At 60.6% G+C, this 20,999-nt stretch carries 18 protein-coding genes and 2 tRNA genes; 10 read left to right on the top strand and 10 right to left on the bottom strand.

All coding sequences use genetic code 11. The features are described from left to right. The first annotated feature begins 81 nt into the window (after positions 1–81). Positions 82–1,170: an LLM class flavin-dependent oxidoreductase gene (locus tag GE543_RS11870; protein WP_153221509.1), complete on the top strand. Its 1,089-nt coding sequence runs from the start codon at positions 82–84 to the stop codon at positions 1,168–1,170. Positions 1,171–1,235: 65 nt separating this feature from the next. Here the strand turns inward: GE543_RS11870 and GE543_RS11865 are convergent, their stop codons facing one another. Continuing rightward, a complete protein-coding gene (locus tag GE543_RS11865) occupies positions 1,236–2,141 on the bottom strand; it encodes a LysR family transcriptional regulator (protein WP_003393841.1) in 906 nt (301 codons plus the stop codon). A gap of 207 nt (positions 2,142–2,348) precedes the next feature. On the opposite strand from GE543_RS11865, the gene GE543_RS11860 reads away from it, so the two are divergent. The 4 genes from GE543_RS11860 to GE543_RS11845 all read left to right on the top strand — a co-directional run bounded on the left by GE543_RS11860 (position 2,349) and on the right by GE543_RS11845 (position 6,966). Continuing rightward, entirely contained in the window at positions 2,349–2,957 is a 609-nt protein-coding gene (locus GE543_RS11860) for a cysteine dioxygenase (protein WP_004411127.1), read from the top strand. After that, positions 2,954–4,537 (top strand): rhodanese-related sulfurtransferase, encoded by a 1,584-nt coding sequence (locus GE543_RS11855; protein ID WP_153221508.1) that lies wholly within the window; start codon positions 2,954–2,956, stop codon positions 4,535–4,537. Before GE543_RS11860 ends, GE543_RS11855 begins: the two co-directional genes overlap by 4 nt. Positions 4,538–4,761: 224 nt before the next feature. Further along, positions 4,762–5,751 carry an ABC transporter substrate-binding protein gene (locus GE543_RS11850; protein ID WP_153221507.1) on the top strand — a complete coding sequence of 330 codons (990 nt, stop codon included), beginning with the start codon at positions 4,762–4,764 and terminating at the stop codon, positions 5,749–5,751. Between the two features lie 21 nt (positions 5,752–5,772). Beyond that, positions 5,773–6,966 carry an acyl-CoA dehydrogenase family protein gene (locus tag GE543_RS11845; RefSeq protein WP_153221506.1) on the top strand — a complete coding sequence of 398 codons (1,194 nt, stop codon included), beginning with the start codon at positions 5,773–5,775 and terminating at the stop codon, positions 6,964–6,966. A gap of 6 nt (positions 6,967–6,972) precedes the next feature. On the opposite strand, the gene GE543_RS11840 is transcribed toward GE543_RS11845, so the two are convergent. The 3 genes from GE543_RS11840 to GE543_RS11830 all read right to left on the bottom strand — a co-directional run bounded on the left by GE543_RS11840 (position 6,973) and on the right by GE543_RS11830 (position 11,300). After that, a complete protein-coding gene (locus tag GE543_RS11840) occupies positions 6,973–9,243 on the bottom strand; it encodes a molybdopterin guanine dinucleotide-containing S/N-oxide reductase (protein ID WP_153221505.1) in 2,271 nt (756 codons plus the stop codon). A 38-nt stretch (positions 9,244–9,281) separates the two neighbouring features. Next, complete coding sequence (locus GE543_RS11835; RefSeq protein ID WP_371927153.1) at positions 9,282–10,253, bottom strand: ABC transporter substrate-binding protein; 972 nt, start codon at positions 10,251–10,253, stop codon at positions 9,282–9,284. Positions 10,254–10,391: 138 nt separating this feature from the next. Beyond that, positions 10,392–11,300 carry a LysR family transcriptional regulator gene (locus GE543_RS11830; RefSeq protein WP_046236234.1) on the bottom strand — a complete coding sequence of 303 codons (909 nt, stop codon included), beginning with the start codon at positions 11,298–11,300 and terminating at the stop codon, positions 10,392–10,394. 183 nt (positions 11,301–11,483) lie between these two features. On the opposite strand from GE543_RS11830, the gene GE543_RS11825 reads away from it, so the two are divergent. After that, entirely contained in the window at positions 11,484–12,206 is a 723-nt protein-coding gene (locus GE543_RS11825) for a pirin family protein (RefSeq protein WP_024640857.1), read from the top strand. 135 nt (positions 12,207–12,341) lie between these two features. Here GE543_RS11825 and GE543_RS11820 read toward each other — a convergent pair. Both GE543_RS11820 and GE543_RS11815 read right to left on the bottom strand, forming a co-directional pair. Next, positions 12,342–12,417: transfer RNA gene (locus GE543_RS11820), tRNA-Gly, on the bottom strand. Positions 12,418–12,419: 2 nt separating this feature from the next. Further along, positions 12,420–12,495 (bottom strand) — tRNA-Glu (locus GE543_RS11815). A gap of 304 nt (positions 12,496–12,799) precedes the next feature. Between GE543_RS11815 and GE543_RS11810 the strand changes: the two genes are divergently transcribed. Beyond that, a complete protein-coding gene (locus tag GE543_RS11810) occupies positions 12,800–13,558 on the top strand; it encodes a hypothetical protein (RefSeq protein WP_004411141.1) in 759 nt (252 codons plus the stop codon). A 54-nt stretch (positions 13,559–13,612) separates the two neighbouring features. Here GE543_RS11810 and GE543_RS11805 read toward each other — a convergent pair whose 3' ends face one another. Beyond that, positions 13,613–14,095 (bottom strand): GAF domain-containing protein, encoded by a 483-nt coding sequence (locus GE543_RS11805; RefSeq protein WP_153221504.1) that lies wholly within the window; start codon positions 14,093–14,095, stop codon positions 13,613–13,615. After that, on the bottom strand, positions 14,092–14,982 hold the full coding sequence (locus GE543_RS11800; RefSeq protein WP_011268543.1) for an ATP-binding protein: 891 nt from the start codon (positions 14,980–14,982) through the stop codon (positions 14,092–14,094). The genes GE543_RS11805 and GE543_RS11800 overlap by 4 nt, the downstream gene beginning before the upstream one ends. Positions 14,983–15,067: 85 nt before the next feature. On the opposite strand from GE543_RS11800, the gene GE543_RS11795 reads away from it, so the two are divergent. After that, the gene (locus GE543_RS11795) at positions 15,068–17,419 is read left to right on the top strand and encodes an ATP-binding protein (protein ID WP_153221503.1); all 2,352 of its coding nucleotides are present in this window, start codon (positions 15,068–15,070) and stop codon (positions 17,417–17,419) included. Between the two features lie 4 nt (positions 17,420–17,423). On the opposite strand, the gene GE543_RS11790 is transcribed toward GE543_RS11795, so the two are convergent. Together GE543_RS11790 and msrB are read right to left on the bottom strand one after the other, a co-directional pair. Further along, on the bottom strand, positions 17,424–17,909 hold the full coding sequence (locus GE543_RS11790; protein WP_153221502.1) for a glutathione peroxidase: 486 nt from the start codon (positions 17,907–17,909) through the stop codon (positions 17,424–17,426). Between the two features lie 60 nt (positions 17,910–17,969). Continuing rightward, on the bottom strand, positions 17,970–18,362 hold the full coding sequence (msrB, locus tag GE543_RS11785; protein ID WP_058822350.1) for a peptide-methionine (R)-S-oxide reductase MsrB: 393 nt from the start codon (positions 18,360–18,362) through the stop codon (positions 17,970–17,972). A gap of 188 nt (positions 18,363–18,550) precedes the next feature. Here msrB and GE543_RS11780 point away from each other — a divergent pair, with 188 nt between their 5' ends. Further along, on the top strand, positions 18,551–19,762 hold the full coding sequence (locus tag GE543_RS11780) for a pyridoxal phosphate-dependent aminotransferase (protein WP_003314686.1): 1,212 nt from the start codon (positions 18,551–18,553) through the stop codon (positions 19,760–19,762). A gap of 265 nt (positions 19,763–20,027) precedes the next feature. Continuing rightward, complete coding sequence (gene htpX / locus GE543_RS11775; RefSeq protein WP_003314685.1) at positions 20,028–20,915, top strand: protease HtpX; 888 nt, start codon at positions 20,028–20,030, stop codon at positions 20,913–20,915. Positions 20,916–20,999: the final 84 nt, after the last annotated feature.

Raw genomic sequence — 20,999 nt, 5'->3', positions numbered from 1 at the left:
GAATTTCACAGCGTCTGCCCCTTGCCTTTATGGTGCCTCTCGACAAGGTCGAACGGACCTCAACCATTGGCAGGAGTTTTCATGAGCATCGAATTCATTGGCTATATCGCCACGCAACCCGGTTCTGAAATTCACCCGCGCAGCGGCGCGACCATCCAGCCCGACTACGTGAAGACCGTGGCCAAGGCTCATGAAGATGCCGGTTTTGATCGCGCGCTGATCGCCTACCACTCCAACAGCCCGGACAGCACGCTGGTCACAGCGCATGCCGCCAGCGTCACCACCAGACTGAAGTTTCTGGTCGCCCATCGCCCCGGCTTCATCGCGCCCACGGTGGCGGCACGGCAGTTCGCGACGCTGGACGTGTTCAATGGCGGCCGCACTGCCGTGCATATCATCACCGGCGGTGACGACAAGGAACTGCGCGCCGACGGCAGCCATATCGGCAAGGACGATCGATACGCACGCAGCGACGAATACCTCAGCGTGGTGCGTCAGGAATGGACCAGCGACAAGCCGTTCGATCATAACGGCACCTACTACCAGCTTGAGGGTGCGCACTCGTTGGTCAAATCCCCACAGCAGCCACATATCCCTCTGTACTTCGGTGGTTCCTCGGCGGCGGCGATTGCTGTGGCGGGTAAACACGCCGATGTTTATGCATTGTGGGGCGAGACATACGAGCAGGTGCGTGACGTGGTGAAACAGGTCCGCGCCGAAGCCGCCAGACATGGGCGGACCATTCGTTTCAGCCTGTCATTGCGTCCGATTCTGGCAGAGACCGAGGAACAGGCCTGGGCACGTGCCGACAGTATTCTGGAAAAGGCCAAGGCCCTGGCAGACCGCAACGGCTTTGTACGTCGCGAACCGCCGAATGAAGGATCACGCCGCCTGCTGGCCGCTGCTGCACAAGGATCGCGCCTGGACAAGCGCCTGTGGACAGGCATCGCCGGCCTGCTCGGCGCCCAGGGCAACTCGACCTCGCTGGTCGGTACCCCGGAACAGGTCGCTGAAGCACTGCTGGATTACTACGATCTGGGGATTACCACCTTCCTGATTCGCGGCTTCGATCCACTGGAAGATGCCATCGACTACGGCAAGAAGCTGATCCCGCTGACCCGCGCATTGGTGGCGCAGCGTGAACAGCAGGCTCGCGAACAGGTCGCCTGATTCAACCTATATCCTGCGGGCCGGTCTGACGCCCAACGCCAGACCGCCTGCCCGCAATGCGGTGTTCAGGCGGCTGCCGAGACCGGCTTGAGCGACCGGGCCACCAGTGTGCCAAAGGCTTCCACCGGCGCTTGCAGGTTACCGAGAAAGCGCGGGTAGAACAGCCACAAGTCCATTACCGGCTTGAAGTCCTTGAGCGGCAGCGCCACCAACTGCTCGCGGTGCGCGCTGCGTTCCAGCAGCGGACGGGGCACCAGGCCAAGCCCCATGCCGTCGGCCACCAGCCCGAGTTGCAGCTCGGTGCCGAAAGTTTCCAGATTGACCTTCATGCTCAAGCCCTGATCGGTCAGCGTGCGCTGCAAGCCTGCACGAAAACCGCAGCCGTCCGGATTAAGCACCCAGCCCTGCTCATAACAGTCCGCCAGCTTGCCGGGCTTTTTCGGGGCCAACCCCTTGGCGCAGACCACCACCAGCTCCATCTTGCCAATCGACTGACCAATGATGTTGTCTGGAAATATCTTGCCTGCCGGAAACAGCGCAGCCGCTGCATCCAGCTCGCCGTTTTCGATCTTGCCGATCAGATGACTGCCCCAACCGGTGCTGACCTGAGCACGCAGATCCGGAAATTCCCCACGCAACTGCTTGAGTGCATCGAGCAGCACCACGTCACCGATGGTTTGCGGCACGCCCAGACGCAACAGACCGCTGGGCGGCGTGTCACTGGCCACCAGCTCGCGCAACGAATCCATCTCGCGCAGGATCGCCAGGCACTTCTGGTACACCTGAAGCCCCATCGGAGTCGGCTTGAGCGGCTTGGTATTGCGGTCGAACAGCTCGACCCCGAGGGCTTGCTCGAAATTCTGCACCCGACGCGTGATGGCGGGCTGGGTCAGGTCCAGCGATTCAGCGGCGTGGCTGATCGACTGGCAGCGGATGACTGCAACGAACGCATCGATATCATCAATTTTCATTCGGACCGCACATAAAGAAGAGATTAAACATAGGCAAAAAGCATAGTACCAGCAGGCGCTCATGGATAGCCCGAGCGTAGATTTCGCGGATTACGACAAGGAAGTAAAAGACGTTTTCGTTATAACCTAATCATTAAAAAATAGCATATTAAATATCATTATTATGCTTATATCGAACCATTCCCCGACTTTGATCTGGAAATGGACATGACTCAGAACCGACACCCGGAACGACTCGGGGCCTTTATCGATGCCCTCACCGAACTGATCGGCAGCGAGCCCCACGAAGGCGATCTGTTGCGCCGTGGCGGCAAGCTGCTGGCGCAACTGGTCAGCCACGATGACTGGCTGGCAGAAGAATTTACCGTACCCGACGCCAACCGCTATCAGCAATTTCTGCTGCATGCCGATCCACAGCAGCGTTTTTCGGTAGTCAGTTTCGTCTGGGGGCCAGGGCAGCGCACACCGATTCACGACCACCGCGTGTGGGGCCTGATCGGCATGTTGCGCGGCGCGGAAGAATCCCAGGGCTACCTCCGCAACGCGCAAGGGCGCCTGGAAACCAGCGGCCCGGCGATTCGCCTGCAACCCGGCCAGGTCGAGGCGCTGTCACCGCACAGCAACGATGTTCATCAGGTCAGCAACGCCTTCAACGATCAGGTGTCGATCAGCATCCACGTTTACGGCGCCGATATCGGCACTGTGAAGCGTGCGGTCTATGACCTCGATGGCAGCGAAAAACTGTTCATCTCCGGCTATTCGAACGCCACCGCCACCGCCCATCAGGATCAGCCAACAGGGAGCCCGACCCCATGACCACACCTGCCACCCGATCATTCGCCGATATTCGCCAGGCCTTGCTGGACCGCCAGGAGCTGGCCCTGGTAGATGTCCGCGAAGAGGCCCCCTTTGCCCAGGCTCATCCGCTGTTTGCCGTGAACATTCCGTTGTCGAAGCTGGAGCTGGAGGTTTTCTCCCGCATCCCGCGACGCGACACAGCCGTGACCCTTTACGACGATGGCGAAGGTCTGGCGCAGATCGCCCTGCAGCGCCTGCAGACACTGGGCTACAGCGACGTGAAACTGCTCGACGGCGGCCTGCAGGGCTGGCGCGCGGCTGGCGGCGAGCTGTTCATCGACGTGAATGTGCCGAGCAAGGCGTTTGGCGAGCTGGTGGAGCATCACCGCGCCACCCCGTCGCTGGCCGCAGAAGAGGTCAAGCGCCTGCTCGACAGCAATGCCGACGTGGTGGTGCTCGATGCCCGGCGCTATGACGAATACCAGACCATGAGCATTCCAGGCGGCATCAGCGTACCGGGCGCCGAACTGGTGCTGCGGGCACGTGAGCTGGCACCGGATCCCTCTACTCGAATCATCGTCAATTGTGCGGGTCGCACGCGCAGCATCATCGGCACCCAGTCGCTGGTCAACGCGGGCCTGCCCAATCCGATCAACGCACTGCGCAATGGCACGATTGGCTGGCTGCTGGCCGGCCAGACGCTGGACCATGGCCAGAACCGGCGTTTTGCGGCAGTCAGTGAAGAGACCCGCGAAACCGCCAGTGCCGATGCCCGCAAAGTGGCCGATCGCGCCAGCGTCAAACGTGCCAGCCGTGCTGATCTGCAACGCTGGCAAGCCGAGGCTTCACGTACCACTTACCTGTTCGATGTCCGCACCCCGGAAGAGTTTGCCAAAGGCCACCTGCCCGGCGCGCGTTCCACACCGGGTGGGCAACTGGTGCAGGAAACCGATCATTTCGCCAGCGTACGCGGTGCGCGAATCGCTCTGCTGGACGACGACGGCGTACGCGCCAACATGTCGGCCTCCTGGCTGGCGCAGTTGGGCTGGGACGTGGCGGTGATTGATGACCTGGAGGCAGCGGATTTCAGCGAACAGGGCGACTGGGACGCGCCCTTCCCGACGCCGCCGCAGGTCGAGGCGATCAGCGTCGAGACCCTTACTCAATGGCAGAAACAGGTAAACGTGGCGGTGCTGGATTTCACCGCCAGCGCCAACTATGTCAAACAGCATATCCCCGGTGCCTGGTGGACCTTGCGTGCCGACCTGAAGCAGGCGCTGGGCAAGCTGCCACCCGCCGACCGTTATGTTCTGACCTGCGGCAGCAGCCGTCTGGCGCGCTTTGCCGTGGCCGACCTGGAAGCGTTGACCGACAAGCCGGTGTTTCTGCTCGAAGGCGGCACCGCCAGCTGGATCAAGGCCGGCCTGCCGCTGGAGCACGGCGAAAGCCGACTGGCCTCGCCACGCATCGATCGCTACCGCCGCCCGTACGAAGGCACCGACGCACCGCGCGAAGCCATGCAGGCGTATCTGGACTGGGAATTCGGCCTGGTGGAGCAGTTGGGACGTGACGCAACACACGGGTTTTACGTGATTTGATGCCGTTGAGTACACCGCGCAGCGCATTGGCACAAGCGCCAAGTGGGAGCGAGCTTGCTCGCGAAGAGGGCGCTACATTCAGTGCATTTTCTGCGTCTGGAACAGGGTCTTCGCGAGCAAGCTCGCTCCCACAAGGCTGCGTCCGACTCTAAAGGTGAGGCGTATTGGCACAAGCGTCAAAGGCTCATCAGGACTATTCATCACCCTATTGGAGACACACTTAAATGCTGCCTTTTTTCAAATCCCCCCTGCCCTTCAAAAGCCTGTTGCTGGGCGCGCTGTTGAGCGTCATGGCAGGTCAGCAGGTTCTGGCCGCTGAGCTGGCACCGTTGCTGGTGGCCAACCAGAAGTCGTTGCTGAAAACCCTGCTGCAGGTCTCCGGCGAGCTCAAGGGTGTGCCGTACGAAATCAAGTTCTCCGAGTTCCCTTCGGCCGCGCCTTTGGGTGAAGCGCTGAATGCCGAGGCAGTGGATATCGGTGCGCTGGGTGATGCGCCCTATGTATTCGCTCTGGGGGCGGGTGCACCCTTGAAAGTGGTCAGCATCACCCATGCCCAGGGCCGCTTCACCACTGCGGTGCTGGTACCCAAAGACTCGCCGATCAAGACCGTTGCCGACCTCAAGGGCAAGCGCATCGTCACCGGACGCGGTTCCATCGGCCACTATCTGGCGATCCGCGCCTTGCATGAGGCCGGGCTGAAAACCAGTGATGTCACCTTCATCAATCTGCTGCCCAGCGAATCGCGTCTGCTGCTGGACAGTGGCGATGCCGACGCCTGGGCGACCTGGGACCCGTACACCACGATCTCCATCACGCAAAGCGACGCGCGGGTGCTCGTCAGCGGCAGCGAGCTGCTGAGCAACCACCTCTACCTTGCCGCAACCAGCAAGGCCATCGAAGGCAAGCGCGCACAACTGGACGATTTCGTTGCGCGTGTGGAACGCGCCTTCAATTGGTCCAACGCCCATCCCGAGGAGTACGCGGCGGCCCAGGCGAAAGTCACCGGCCTCCCCTTGGCGGTGCACCTCACAGTGGCCAAGGCGACGAAAATGCAGCGCACGCCGATTGACGACCAGATTGTCCAGGGCCTGCAAACCACTGCCGACACTTACCTGGCTGAAGGCATCCTGAGCAAACGGATCGACGTTTCGACAGGCTTCGACAAAAGCTTCAACGCGTCGCGCGCGCAGATCGCGCAGGCCACCGCCCAATAAACGCTGCGAAAAGGACCCCGCATGACACTCTCGACCCTGCGCCCTACCCCGCGCCAGCAGCAAGACGCGCCCGAGTCCGCCGAGGACTTCAGTAAACGGCTGGCGGAACTGACCGCAGCGCTGGCCGAAACTGCCGAGCAATACGATATCAGCGCGCAATTTCCCCATGCCAACTTCCAGCGGCTGCACACTCACGGCCTGCTTGGCCTGACCGTTCCGACCGAACTGGGCGGCGGCGGTGCCGACTTGCCCCGTGCTCAACAGGTAATCAGCGCGGTGGCCCGGGGAGAGCCGTCGACGGCGCTGATTCTGGTGATGCAATACCTGCAGCATTCAAGGCTGCAGGAAAACCGCAACTGGCCAAGCCATCTGCGCGTGCAGGTGGCCGAACAGGCCGTGCGTAAGGGCGCGTTGATCAACGCCCTGCGCGTCGAGCCCGATCTGGGAACGCCCGCGCGTGGCGGCCTGCCAGGCACCATCGCGCACCGCACCGCGCAAGGCTGGCGCATCAGCGGCAGCAAGATCTACTCCACCGGCAGCCACGGTCTGACCTGGTTTGCCGTGTGGGCGCGCAGCGATGACGATGACCCGCTGGTGGGCAGCTGGCTGGTCCACAAGGATACGCCGGGCATCACCATCATTGAGGACTGGGACCATCTGGGCATGCGCGCCACCAGCAGCCACGAAGTCAGATTCGACAATGTGCTGGTGCCGCTCGATCACGCCGTCAGCGTCAGCCCGTGGAGCGCTCCGCAATCCGAACTGGATGGATCGGGCCTGCTGTGGATGGCGGTGCTGCTATCGTCGGTCTACGACGGCATCGCTCAATCCGCCCGCGACTGGCTGGTGCACTGGCTGGAACAGCGTACGCCCTCCAACCTTGGCGCGGCGCTATCGACCTTGCCGCGCTTTCAGGAAACCGTCGGGCAGATCGATACCCTGCTGTTCGCCAATCGCAGCCTGTTGCAATCGGCTGCCCACGGGCACACACCTGCCCAGCACGCCGGGCAGATCAAATACCTGGTGACCGGCAATGCCATCCGCGCGGTAGAGCTGGCCATCGAGGCCTCGGGAAATCCGGGACTGTCACGCAGCAACCCGTTGCAGCGCCACTACCGCAACGTCCTGTGCGGTCGGGTGCACACCCCACAGAACGACGCAGTACTGACGGGCGTGGGCAAGGCGGCGTTTGCAGCACGCAGCAAAGACCAATAGGACGCGTCAGAGCAGTGACGGCGGCTCGAACGCCGTCACCGGCGGCAGGTCCTGATCCCATTTGACGATGTCCACCGATGCCGTCTGCGCTGCACAACCCTGCGACAGGCTGGAGGCGCCCACATCTTCGGTGATTACATTCGGGTTGCCGTGTTTTTCCAGGCTGCCCCGTTCGCCGTGTACCAGCGGGTCGAACCAGGCCCCGGTGGCAATCTGCACTACGCCGGGGCGAATGCCGTCCGAGACGATCACCCCGGCCAGAAACGCGCCACGCTCGTTGAACACCTTGACCACATCGCCATCGACCAGCCCGCGTGCGCGAGCATCCAGCGGATTAAGGGTCAGCGGCTCGCGCGCCTGAATTTTCGAGGAGCGACTGTAGCTGCCGTGGTCGTACTGACTGTGCAAACGGGTTTTCGGTTGGTTGGACAGCAGGTGCAGCGCGTGGGTCGGCGCAGGCTTTTCCAGCCACACCGGGTGACCGGGGCAATCGGCATAGCCAAAGCCTGCGATGCGCTCGGAGAAAATTTCGATGCGCCCGGACGGCGTCGGCAACGGATGCGCGTCAGGGTCTTGGCGAAAGGATTCAAGCAGCACGTTGTCGGTGTGCGGGTAGTCTATTTCCAGTACACCGTCACGCCAGAACTGCTCGAAATCAGGCAGGGTGATGCCAAACGTTTCGGCCCGTTGCCGAGACTCGTCATAGATAAAGCGCAGCCATTCCCCCGCATCCCTACCTTCGGTAAACGCCTGTGCCACTCCCAGCCGTTCGGCCAGCGCAGCCAGAATCGAGTAGTCATCACGCGCCTCTCCCACGGGCTCGATGGCCTGCTGCATGGCGATCATGAAACGGTCGGAGGCCGAACTGCCGATGTCATTGCGCTCCAGAGCCGTGGTGGCTGGCAGCACGATGTCGGCATAGCGTGCCTGGGCGGTCCAGAACTGCTCGTGGACGATGATGGTTTGCGGCCGCTGCCACGCCTCCAGCAGCCGGTTGAGGTCCTGATGGTGGTGAAAGATATTGCCACCCGCCCAGTACACCAGGCGGATGTCCGGGTACCTGCGCTGCTGTCCGTTGTAATCGAAGGGCGTCCCGGGGTTGAGCAACATGTCCGTCACCCGCGCGACCGGAATGAACGCCTTGACCGGGTTGCTGCCCTGGGAAAAGCGCGGCCCCGAGAACGCTTTGCGGCCACTGCCGGTGTTGTTCATGCAGCCATACCCCAGACCGAAACCGGCACCGGGCAAACCGATCTGCCCCAACAGCGCGGCCAGGGTCACGGTCATCCAGAACGGTTGCTCGCCGTGTATCGAGCGCTGCAATGAATAGGCGACGTTGATCATGGTGCGCTTGCTGGCCATGCGTCGGGCCAGCTCGACAATCTGCTGCGCAGGAATATCGGTCAGCGCCTCGGCCCAGCGCGGGTCTTTCGGCTGGCCATCGGTGTGGCCCAACAGGTAATCGCGAAAACGCGCATAGCCCACGGTATAGCGCTGGACGAAATCCTCGTTGTGCAGCCCTTCACTGATCAATACCCAGGACAGCGCCATCATCAACGCCGTGTCGCTGCCGGGACGTACCGCCAGCCACTGGTTATGCGTCGGGCCAACCAGATCGTCACGCAGCGGGCTGACATTGACGAACTGCACGCCCGCATCGGACATACGCTGTAGCGCGTCGCCCAGCAGATGGTCGCTGGCACCACCGGGGCTGGTCTGGGCATTCTTGGCGGGCAAGCCACCGAACGCGACGAACAGCTCGCAATGCTCGGCCAGGTTTTTCCAGGAGGTATGCGCCGCCAGCAACCAGTCCATGTTGCCGACGATGTGCGGCATCAGCACCCGTCCGGCACCCAGACTGTAGCTGTCGGTGCTGAACACATAACCGCCGATGCAGTTAAGGAAGCGATGCAACTGGCTTTGCGCATGATGAAAACGCCCCGCGCTGCCCCAGCCATAGCTGCCGCCGAAAATAGCCTGATTGCCATGCTCGTGCCGGACTCGCTGCAACTCGCTGGCGACCAGATCCAGCGCGACCTCCCAGGAAACCTCGATGAACGGCTCCTGACCACGCAGATCCGGCCGTCCACCGGCCTGCTGAAGAAAACTGCGGCGTATCGCCGGGCGTCTGATGCGGGTCGGTGAGGTAATGGCCTCGGCAACCGAATCGCCGATCGGAGACGGGTCCTTGTCCCATTCTGCTGGCAGCAGCCCGGTCAGCTTGCCGTCCTCGACCTGTGGACGGTAAGCGCCCCAATGCAATGATGTGAAACTCATGGTGATGGCTCCCGGATAGCGCATTGGCAGGCAGTCGGTCAGCGCACTGCCTGCGCCTGATCGGCCAGCGCGGCACTGAACGACTCGTCAAACACGCTGGCGGCAGGATAACGCTTGGTCAGCCCCGCGTTGTTGAAAAAATCGATGGTCTGCTGCGCACCGGCCACCACTTGCGCAGTGATCGGCACGACCACCACCTGGGCGCGGGAGAACCAGCGGCGTGCCACCTCGGCATCGGCCTTGGTCAGCGCGGCCCACGCGTTGGCGTAGCGTTCATTGTGCTGCGGATCGCTGACCGACCAGGCGCGGGCGGCCTGCAGGCGTTGCAGGAAATCGCTGATCTGTGCACGCTTGTCCTTGATCGCCTGATCGTTGGCGACGATGAAGCTTTGCGCCGGAATCAAGCCCTCGGCAGTCGCGATAATCCGCGCGCCCTGTTGTTCCTGTTGAGTGACGTAGGGTTCCCAGGTAGCAATCGCATCCACCGAACCGCCGTCCAGCGCGTGGGAGGAATCCAGTGCGCTGAGGTAGCGATAGTCAACGGCATCGCGGGCGATACCGGCCTTGTCCAGTGCAGTGAGCATCAGTTGCTGGCTGAACGAACCTTTCCAGATGGCGACCTTCTTGCCCGCCAGATCCGCCACGGTCTTGATTGGCGAGTCCTTACGCACAACGATGGCAACGCCGTCGAGGTTCTGTCGCGACACACCGATGACCTTGATCGGGGCCCCCAGCGCGCCCATGAACAGCGCAGGCGAATCACCCAGCAAGCCAATATCCAGGCTGCCGACGTTCAAGGCCTCGGCGACCGGCGAGCCTGCGGTGAACTGCTTCCATTCCAGTTCGTAAGGTAAGTCCTCGAGGACCCCGGCGGCTTCCATCACGGTGCGGGCGCTATAGCTCTGATCGCCGACGATCAGATTGGCCGCCTGGGTATTGAGCGAGGCCACAAGGCTCAGCGCCAGCCCCTTCAGCAAGCGTTGGCTCCAAAGGATGAGGGTCGTTGGCACAGGTAGCTTCTCCACTGGCGTTGGGCAAATCGAAATGATCGGCAACGACCCTAACACCCGAACAAAAATTAGCTAAATTCATTTTTGTTCTAGCCTAAGATGCAAATTAATCATCAATAGATCGAGTGCCAGCCTGCTTCAAGCTTGACGATCATTCAGCTCGATACCTGATTCCAGACGCTCGCGCAGGAACTCGATGAACGCCTGCACCGGTCGCGACGCCTGCCGGTGTTGCGGATAAACCGCGGACAGCGTCAACGGCTCGGGGCGCAGGTCATCCAGCACCCGGACCAGACGGCCCTCGCGCAACGCCGCGCCGACAATGAAAGTCGGCAAATAGGTGATGCCCAGCCCGGCAATGGCTGATTCCCTCAGCAGCTCGCCATTATTGGCGCGCATACGCCCGCTGACATTGAGGGTCAACGGCTTGTCCTGCCCTTGAAAACGCCACTGCGCCTGACGGCTGTGGCCATAGGGCAGGCAATCATGGGTGTGCAGGTCTTCGGGCTTTTGTGGTGTGCCGCGCTCGGCCAGGTACGCCGGACTGGCGCAATACACCCGGTCGATAGAAGCAATGCGCCGGGCGATCAGGCTGGAGTCTTCCAGCACCCCGATACGCAGCACCACGTCGTAGCCTTCGCTGATCACATCCACCGGACGATCACTCAGGTCCACTTCCACCGCCACCTCGCGATAGCGCTGCAAAAACAACGGCAGCAGGCATGCAAGGTGCGTAACGGCAAACGACAGCGGCGCACTGACGCGCAGGGTGCCGCGCGGTTCGTTGTTCTGTCCGGTGATGCCCTGCTCCACCTGCTCAAGCTCGGCGAGCAGACGCAGGGCCGACTCGTAGTAACTCTGTCCCAACGGCGTGACATCCAGACGTCGCGTCGAGCGGTTGAGCAGGCGTACGCCCAGACGCTCCTCCAGTTGCATCAGGCGACGACTGACAAACTGCTTGGACAGGCCCAGTTTGTCGGACGCAGCGGTCAGGCTGCCGGACTCCATTACTTGGCAGAACATGCGCATGTCTTCAAAAGGGTTCATGTGTTGCGACCTGATCAAGCGCTAATGGCGTTCGACAGAGCGTAACGCAGCGTTGAACACTGTCAACCTCAGAGAGACAGTCATTCATATTTCAGCTACTTATTGCGACAGTCGATAAGCCGTACTCTTCGTCCTACGTGATCGATTGCTGAATGTGCAGCGTCGATAGATGGAGAAAGAATCATGCTGACTCTTCGCAAAGCCTCCGATCGTGGTGCAGCCGATCATGGCTGGTTGAAATCCTTTCACACCTTTTCCTTTGCCGGCTATCGCAACCCGCAGGAACAGGGCTTTTCCGACCTGCTGGTGATCAACGATGACCGTGTCAGTGCAGGCAAAGGCTTCGGCCAGCATCCTCACCGGGACATGGAGATCTTTTCCTATGTGCTGGAAGGCGCGCTGGAACACAAGGATACGCTGGGCACCGGCTCGGTGATTCGCCCTGGCGACGTGCAGTTGATGAGCGCCGGCACCGGTGTAGCGCACAGCGAGTTCAACCACTCGCACACCGAGGGCGTGCATTTTCTGCAGATCTGGATCGTGCCGAATGTTGCAGGCGCGACGCCCAACTACCAGGAAAAGCACTTCAGCCCAGAACAGAAACGCGGTCGCTTGCAGTTGATCATTTCGCCGGAAGGCGAGAACGGTGCGCTCAAAGTGCGCCAGGACGCTCGCGTATATGCCGGCCTGTTCGATGGCGATGAAACCGCCACCCTGGAGCTGGCAGCCAACCGCTATGCCTACGTGCACGTTGCCCGTGGCAGTGTGGTGCTCAATGGCGAGCAACTGGGCGAAGGGGATGGCGTGCGTGTTCGCGACGAACAGATTCTGAGCCTGAGCGCAGGGGTTGACGCAGAGGTGTTGGTGTTCGACATGCGGCCAAATGAATTGCCGCAGATGCCTTGAGCCTGAAACGAAAAAACGCCGCTCTTAATAGAGCGGCGTTCCTTTATATAACGTTAAAAACCCGTGACGTTAAAATATCTGGCTTAAAACGCACAAACAAAAACGCCGCTCTGTTGAGCGGCGTTTTTGTGAATTTGGAGCGGGAAACGAGACTCGAACTCGCGACCCCGACCTTGGCAAGGTCGTGCTCTACCAACTGAGCTATTCCCGCAATGGCGTCCCCTAGGGGACTCGAACCCCTGTTACCGCCGTGAAAGGGCGGTGTCCTAGGCCACTAGACGAAGGGGACACACGTACAACATTCACTACTTATTTGCGCTACGCTGTGTGCTTTACGCTGTAAGTGGCGCGCATTCTATGGATGGATTGAGGGGTCGTCAACCCCCATGTGAAAATTTATTGAAATCAATAACTTCGATGCCGTTCGGACGCTGACCGACTGTCGCCAGGCGCGCGGCCGATCAATCTCCCCTCATCTATATAGAACAGATGCCGACAAACTCCGAGAGGGACATCTATGCGCAGTAGTGCTTAGCCACTACACTCGCACTAAAACTAATTGAACGAATGAGGTTTGCACAGTGACTCCACTCATGATCACGCTGATGGTAGTAGCAGGTATCGCACTGCTCATCGCGATCGGCTACCTGAATCACGTCGCTGAAAACGGCAAACTGGAGAAGGCTCGCACCAAGGTCGAACTCGGCGATCGCCTGCGTCGCTGCAGCGAGATCACTGAAGTGTTCCCGGGTCAGCTGATGTCACCTGCCTTGAAGCTGTTGCTGGCGCGGCTGGAGCTGAACGTCGTGCAGCGCATGCTGAACATGGAGAAAGGCAACGCTCAGCTCAAGCACCGCATCGGCGAACTGGAAGAGCAGATCGCCAAGGGCGAAGGCATCGAGATACCCAACCCGGTCACACCGATCCAGACCGAAGCCAAGGCCAAGGACGTGCGTTTTCTGCTGGAAGCCCTGCATGGTCAGGTGACGCGCGCTGCGCATGACGGTTTTCTGCAGACCAGCGAAGCGAAACACTGGATCCGTGAAATCCGCACGATTCTGGTCAACCTGCACATCGAATTCTTCAACAACCTCGGCCAGACCGCACTTTCTCAGGATCAGCCAGGTCAGGCGCGTCTGGCATTCGAGCGCGGCGTACAGTATTTGCGCAACCAGCCGGACCCGGTCACTTATCAACAGCAACTGCTGGCGATGGAAAAACAGCTGGCCCGTGCCAACTCGGTAGTGTTGACCAACACCGCACCGACCGAAGACGACGACAACGCACTGACCGAAGGCCTGAAGCAGGACGACACCGAATCGGAATGGAAGAAGAAAGTCATCTACGATTGATGACTGCCCCGCCGCTGCCGGAATTGTGCTCCGGGCAGCGGCAGGCCGGCCGGCTCAGCAGTCGGTCGATGCTAGAAAGATAGCCGCAAGACGCTCGATCCCTGCCTGATCCTCCTCGTTGAAACGACCCACACTCGGACTGTCCAGGTCCAGCACACCGATCAGACGCCCCTCCTTGATCAATGGCACTACCAACTCGCTGTTCGATGCACTGTCGCAGGCAATGTGTCCGGGAAATTCGTGAACGTCCTGAACGCGCTGGGTTTGCCGACTCTGCGCGGCCGCCCCGCAAACGCCGCGGCCGAAAGGAATGCGTACGCAGGCGATCTGGCCCTGAAACGGCCCCAGCACCAGTTCTTCGTCACGATTGAGGTAAAAGCCCGCCCAGTTCAGATCATCGAGCTGGGTGTAGAGAAACGCCGAGAACTGCGCCGCATTGGCGATGAAATCGCGCTCATCGGCCAGCAGTGCTTCCAGTTGTGCTGCCAGCAAACCGTAGCCGTCCAGGCCAGCGCCGGTGTTTTGCAAATCAATCATGTGTGTTGCTCCAACAATTCAAGTCCTACCCAGTAACGTGCAAATTGATAGGCGCAGCGGCCATTGCGATTGCCGCGCGCGGTTGCCCAGCGAATCGCGGCTTTTTCCAGGTTTTCGTCGCGCTGCCACTGCAATCCGGCTTTTTGCGCCAATTGCGTGATCCAGTGCTCGACCACGTTCAGATAATGTTCCTGAGTGAACGGATAGAACGACAGCCATAGCCCGAACCGGTCAGACAAGGCGATTTTGTCTTCGACGGCCTCACTGGGGTGCAGTTCACCGTCAACGTGCTTCCAGTCAACGTTGTCACTTTCCTTCTCGGGCACCAGGTGACGACGATTGGAGGTCGCGTACAGCAGCACGTTGTCTGGCGCCTGCTCCAGCGAGCCGTCGAGTACACTCTTCAGGACGCGATAATCACCCTCGCCCGACTCGAACGACAGGTCATCGCAGAACAGCACGAAACGCTGCGGCAGCTTGTGCAGTTGCTCGACCACACGCGGCAAATCACCCAGATGGTCGCGTTCGATCTCGATCAGACGCAGCCCGGCCGGGGCGTACTCGGCCAGCAGCGCGCGGATAAGGGACGACTTGCCGGTGCCGCGCGAACCCCAGAGCAAGGCATGGTTGGCAGGCAGCCCGTCGATGAACTGGCGGGTATTGCGCCCCAACTGATCGCGCTGCAGGTCGACGCCGATCAGATCGGTCAGGCGTGTATCCAGGCTCACTTGCAACGGCATCAGGTAACCGCTGCGGCCTTCTTGCACCCAGCGCGCGGCGAGAGCCTGCGACCAGTCGACCGGCTCGCGCAGCGCTGGCAGCAACGGCTCCAGCCGGGCCAGCACGGCATCGGCACGCTGCAGAAAAGCATCCAACCGAGAATCCACGGGATCTCCTTATATTTAACTGATTAGTCAGCAGTGCCGATCGGCTATGCTTGGCCGGCACCGGGCACCAGAAGTGGCAGTACTCATGGATATATCGCTCAAAAACAGGCTGTCGTTCAAGCAGGCGCGCCTGGCTGTATCGATCGGCTTCGTGCTGGGGACCTTGCTGAGCCTGTTCCAGATAGCGATCGATTATGCCAGCGAAGACGCTTCCATCAATCGTGAAATCAAGTCACTGCTGGAAATCATCCAGAACCCGGCGTCGCGCATCGCCTACAACATCGACTCCGAGCTGGCCCAGGAACTCACACTCGGCCTGCTGCGCTCACCTGCCGTGGTCAGCGCCAGGCTTACCGATAACAACGACGCTGTGCTCTCCAGCGTCGAGCGCCCCATGGCCACCGGGCGTTACCGGGTGTTGAGTGACTGGCTGTTCGGCGAAAGCCGGCAGTTCCAAGAAAAGCTGCACCTCAATCACCTGCCCAATGAAACCATCGGCACACTGTACCTGACCGTGGACACCTTCGCGTTCGGCAGCCATTTTCTGCAACGCGCTGAAATCACCCTGCTCAACGGCTTTGTGCGCAGCCTGGCGCTGGCCGGGATTCTGACCATTCTGTTTTACGCGACCCTGACCAAGCCACTGGTGAGGGTGATCCGCGAATTGAGCAGTCGCGATCCGCGTAACCCTGACCAGGGCAAAATCACCTGCCCGCCCTACCATGCCCAGGATGAAATCGGTGTGCTGGTCGAGACATTCAATCGTCAGTTTGAAACCATGAGCAGCGAGTTTTCCAGGCGACGCGCGGCCGAGGACCGGCTGACCGACCATCTCAACGAACTGGAAAACATCGTCTCGGCGCGCACCAACGAGCTCAAGGCCAGCAACCTGCGCCTGCGCGAATCCAACGAGGAACTGCAGATAGCACGCAGCACGGCGCTGGACATGGCGCATGCGCGCTCGGCGTTTCTGGCGCACATGAGCCACGAGATTCGTACACCGCTCAACGGTCTGCTGGGCATGCTGGCGCTGTCGCTGGACAGTCCGCTGGGGGCCGAACAGCGCCAGCAGCTGATGATCGCCCACGACTCCGGCAAGGTGCTGGTCGAGCTGCTCAACGATATTCTCGACATGTCCAAGTTCGATGCCGGTCACCTGGAGATCGAGCGCATTCCTTTCGACCTGGGGATGTTGATTGAGGACACCGCCAATCTGCTGTCGCAGAACGCAGCCCCCAGTGTGGAGCTGACCTGCCTGATCGCGCCGGACTTCCCGGCCATGGTCACCGGCGATCCGACCAGGGTGCGTCAGATCGTCAGCAATCTGCTGTCCAACGCCCTCAAGTTCACCCGTTTCGGGCGCGTGGATGTGCGTCTGACTCATCATCGGGACGCCAGCTCCGGTGAAAACCGGGTGCGCATCGAAGTCCGCGACACCGGCATCGGCATTGCGCAGGACGCCCAGACCCGAATCTTCCAGCCGTTCACCCAGGCTGAGACGGCCATCACCCGCCAGTACGGCGGCACCGGACTGGGCCTGGCGCTGACCAACAACCTCTGCGAGGCCATGAATGGCACGTTGAGCATCCAGTCGCAGTCCGGTTTCGGCAGCCAGTTCTGCGCCGAGCTGCCGCTGCCGATCCACGTGCCTGCGGTCACTCAGACCCCGCTCAAGGGCCGGGTGACGGTGGTCAGCTCGGCAGGCAGCGGACTGGTGGAGCTGCTGGGCAGTCTGCTGCCGTTCTGGGGGGTCGACCTCAAGCGACGCAGCATCGACGATCGCGCGCAAGCAGTGGACCTCGACGGCAGTTCCGATCTGGTCATCACCGACTGTCCCGAATGCCTGTTTACGATTCGACCCACGACGCCCGTGCCGATCCTGCTGGTGACCGCCTATGGCAACTTCATGCCTGGCGAACAGGTTGCCGCCCTGGCCCCGCTGCAACAGCAGGCCCGACCACTGGCGCGCAATGCGCTTTACCACACGCTGCGGCGCATACTGGGTCAGGAAGAAACGGGGCTCAAGGACACGCAGGCGCTCGAACACACTGCGCCACGTCTGGCGCGGGTGTTACTGGTCGAGGACAACCCGGTCAATCAGCTGGTCGCCAAGGGCATCCTCGGCAAGCTGGGTTGCGAAGTGATCATCAGCAGCCATGGCGGCGAGGCCTTGGAACAGCTGGAACAAGGCCATTTCGACCTGGTATTGATGGACTGCAACATGCCGGTCATGGACGGCTATGAAGCCAGCCGCCAGATCCGCAGCAGTGGCCGCTGGCCGAACCTGCCGATCGTTGCCCTTACCGCCAATGCCATGCCCGATGAACGCGAGCGCTGCAAGGCGGCAGGCATGAATGACTATCTGGCCAAGCCGTTCCGGCGCGCCGAACTGGTCAGCATTCTGGATCAGTGGATACCCATTACTGGTATCGACTGAAGGCTCAGCGCAGCAGCGCCTCAATCTCGCCCGTCAATTCCTCAGGCTTGGTCAATGGCGCAAAACGCTTGACCAGCCGACCATCCTGGCCAATCAGGAACTTGGTGAAATTCCACTTGATGCGCTCCGTGCCCAACAACCCCGGAGCCTGCTGCTTGAGCTGCACGAACAGCGGATGGGCCTGCTCACCGTTCACATCGATCTTCTTGAACAGCGGGAAGCTGACGCCATAGTTCAGCTCGCAAAACCCGGAAATCGCCCCCTCGTCGCCTGGTTCCTGCTTGCCGAACTGGTTGCAGGGAAAGCCCAGCACCACCAACCCCTGATCCCGGTAGTCCTGCCAGAGCCTCTCCAGCCCTTTGTATTGAGGGGTAAAGCCACATTTGCTGGCCGTGTTGACCACCAGCAACGCCTTGCCGGAAAAATCAGCGAGGGTTTTCTGTTCGCCCTTGATCGTCGTGACCGGGATGCTCAGCAGGTTTTCACTCATCAAAGGAGGCCTCGATACTGGAATTGGGACAGGGCGTTGGCTGAATCTGCACAGAGCCTGTTAACGCGGCACCAGATCCAGGCAGACCGAATTGATGCAATAACGCAGGCCGGTCGGTGGCGGTCCATCCGGGAACACGTGGCCCAGGTGCGCATCACATTTGGCGCAGACCACTTCGGTACGAATCATGCCGTGGCTGATATCGCGAACCTCGACCACCGCACTGCCCTCCAGCGGCGCATAGAAGCTGGGCCAGCCGCAGCCTGAATCGAACTTGGTGGTGGAATCGAACAGTGGCTCCTCGCAGCAGATACAGCGATAAATGCCGTCTGTCTTGACCTTGTCGTACTTGCCGGAGAACGGCCGCTCGGTGCCTTTCAAACGGCAGACGTTGTACTGCTCCGGGTCGAGCTTCTGCTTCCACTCTTCGAGCGTTTTTTCCAACTTTTCCACAGGTACACCTCCGAATTCGAAAAACCCTGATCTGTACCTTTTCCGCAGATCAGGTGGCACGTATCATTGCGCCAGGTCAGACGTCAGTCTGGCACCCGCGTTTGTCGTACACAAACCCATTTTCATGGCGAATGTAGCGACCTTCATTGCAAGCCGGCGACAGCTCGTCCATTTTCGGGATCATCACCATGCAGTTCAACAAATCGAACAAGCTCGCAAACGTCTGCTATGACATTCGCGGGCCGGTGCTCAAGCACGCCAAACGCCTGGAAGAGGAAGGCCATCGCATCCTCAAGCTGAACATCGGCAACCCGGCACCGTTTGGTTTCGAGGCGCCGGACGAAATCCTGCAGGACGTGATCCGTAACTTGCCGACTGCGCAGGGCTACAGCGACTCCAAGGGTCTGTTCAGCGCCCGCAAGGCGGTGATGCAGTATTACCAGCAGAAGCAGGTCGAAGGCGTCGGCATCGAAGACATCTACCTGGGCAACGGCGTGTCCGAGCTGATCGTGATGTCGATGCAAGCGTTGCTCAACAATGGCGACGAAGTGCTGGTTCCGGCCCCCGACTACCCGCTGTGGACCGCAGCTGTCGCGTTGTCCGGTGGCAGCCCGGTGCATTACCTGTGCGACGAACAGGCCAACTGGTGGCCTGATCTTGAAGATATCAAGGCCAAGATCACCCCGAACACCAAGGCCATGGTCATCATCAACCCGAACAACCCGACAGGTGCGGTGTATTCGCGCGAAGTACTGCTGGGCATGCTGGAGCTGGCTCGCCAGCATAATCTGGTGGTGTTCTCCGACGAAATCTACGACAAGATCCTGTATGACGACGCGGTGCACATCTGCACCGCCTCGCTGGCGCCGGACCTGCTGTGCCTGACCTTCAACGGCCTGTCCAAGTCGTATCGGGTTGCGGGCTTCCGTTCCGGCTGGATCGCCATTTCCGGGCCGAAACACAACGCGCAGAGCTACATCGAAGGCATCGACATTCTGGCCAACATGCGCCTGTGTGCCAACGTACCGAGCCAGCACGCCATCCAGACCGCGCTGGGCGGCTATCAGAGCATCAACGACCTGATTCTTCCCCCTGGCCGCCTGCTGGAACAGCGCAACCGTACCTGGGAACTGCTCAACGACATTCCCGGCGTCAGCTGTGTGAAGCCGATGGGCGCGCTGTATGCGTTCCCGCGCATTGACCCGAAGGTCTGCCCGATCCTCAACGACGAGAAGTTCGTCCTCGACCTGCTGCTTTCCGAGAAGCTGCTGGTGGTCCAGGGCACAGCGTTCAACTGGCCGTACCCTGACCACTTCCGCGTCGTGACCCTGCCCCGCGTCGATGAGCTGGAGCAGGCCATTGGCCGCATCGGTAACTTCCTCAAGGGTTATCGGCAGTAAACAGCCAGCCCCCTCTCGCCTGACCTCTCTGCCCCGACCCGCTCGGGGCAGTTTATTTCTGCGTGCCTGAAACAGCGTGAACCTCCTGCCACAAACGCTTCAGGCATCGACCGCTCTGGCTCAGGCGCCGTTCAGCCTTGCGGGATTACCATTGATTGCGACAAGAGGACACAGTTTGAAATAGTCCCTCTGTTGAATAGCAGCAAGCATCACCTTATATACCCGGCATCGAGTTACATATTTACCTGAGGAGAACGTTTCGACCATGATGCGCATTTTGCTGTTTTTGGCCACTAACCTTGCGGTCGTGCTGATTGCCAGCATCACCCTGAGCCTTTTTGGCTTCAATGGGTTCATGGCGGCCAACGGGGTTGATCTGAACCTCAATCAGCTGCTGGTCTTCTGCGCTGTGTTCGGTTTCGCGGGCTCGCTGTTCTCGCTGTTCATCTCCAAGTGGATGGCGAAGATGAGCACCGGTACTCAGATCATCAGCCAGCCTCGCACTCGCCATGAGCAATGGTTGCTGCAGACCGTTGAACAACTGTCCCGTGACGCGGGCATCAAGATGCCGGAAGTCGGTATTTTCCCGGCGTACGAAGCCAACGCATTCGCCACGGGCTGGAACAAGAACGACGCACTGGTTGCGGTCAGCCAGGGCCTGCTCGAGCGCTTTTCGCCGGATGAGGTGAAAGCCGTACTGGCGCACGAGATCGGCCACGTTGCCAACGGCGACATGGTGACGCTGGCGCTGGTGCAGGGTGTGGTGAACACCTTCGTGATGTTCTTCGCCCGCATCATCGGTAATTTCGTCGACAAGGTGATCTTCAAGACTGAAAACGGTCAGGGCATCGCTTACTACATCACGACGATTTTCGCCGAGCTGGTACTGGGCTTTCTGGCCAGCGCAATCGTCATGTGGTTCTCGCGCAAACGCGAATTCCGCGCTGACGATGCCGGTGCACGACTGGCGGGTACGAGTGCAATGATCGGCGCGCTGCAACGCTTGCGTTCCGAACAGGGCGTCCCGGTGAACATGCCCGACAGCCTGACCGCTTTCGGTATCAACGCCGGCCTCAAGAAAGGCCTCGCCGGTCTGTTCATGAGCCACCCGCCGCTGGAGCAACGTATCGAGGCCCTGCGCCGCCGCGGTTGAATCACGAACGCGATAGCCTTCGCCCCGCGCATAGCAATGAGAGGTGTTCTTCCGGACACCTCTCGTTCCTCACGCTCTGGTGTG

The organism is Pseudomonas sp. SZ57, assembly GCF_009495975.1.
GTDB lineage: Bacteria > Pseudomonadota > Gammaproteobacteria > Pseudomonadales > Pseudomonadaceae > Aquipseudomonas > Aquipseudomonas syringae.
This window is presented reverse-complemented; position numbering and strand designations above follow the sequence as displayed.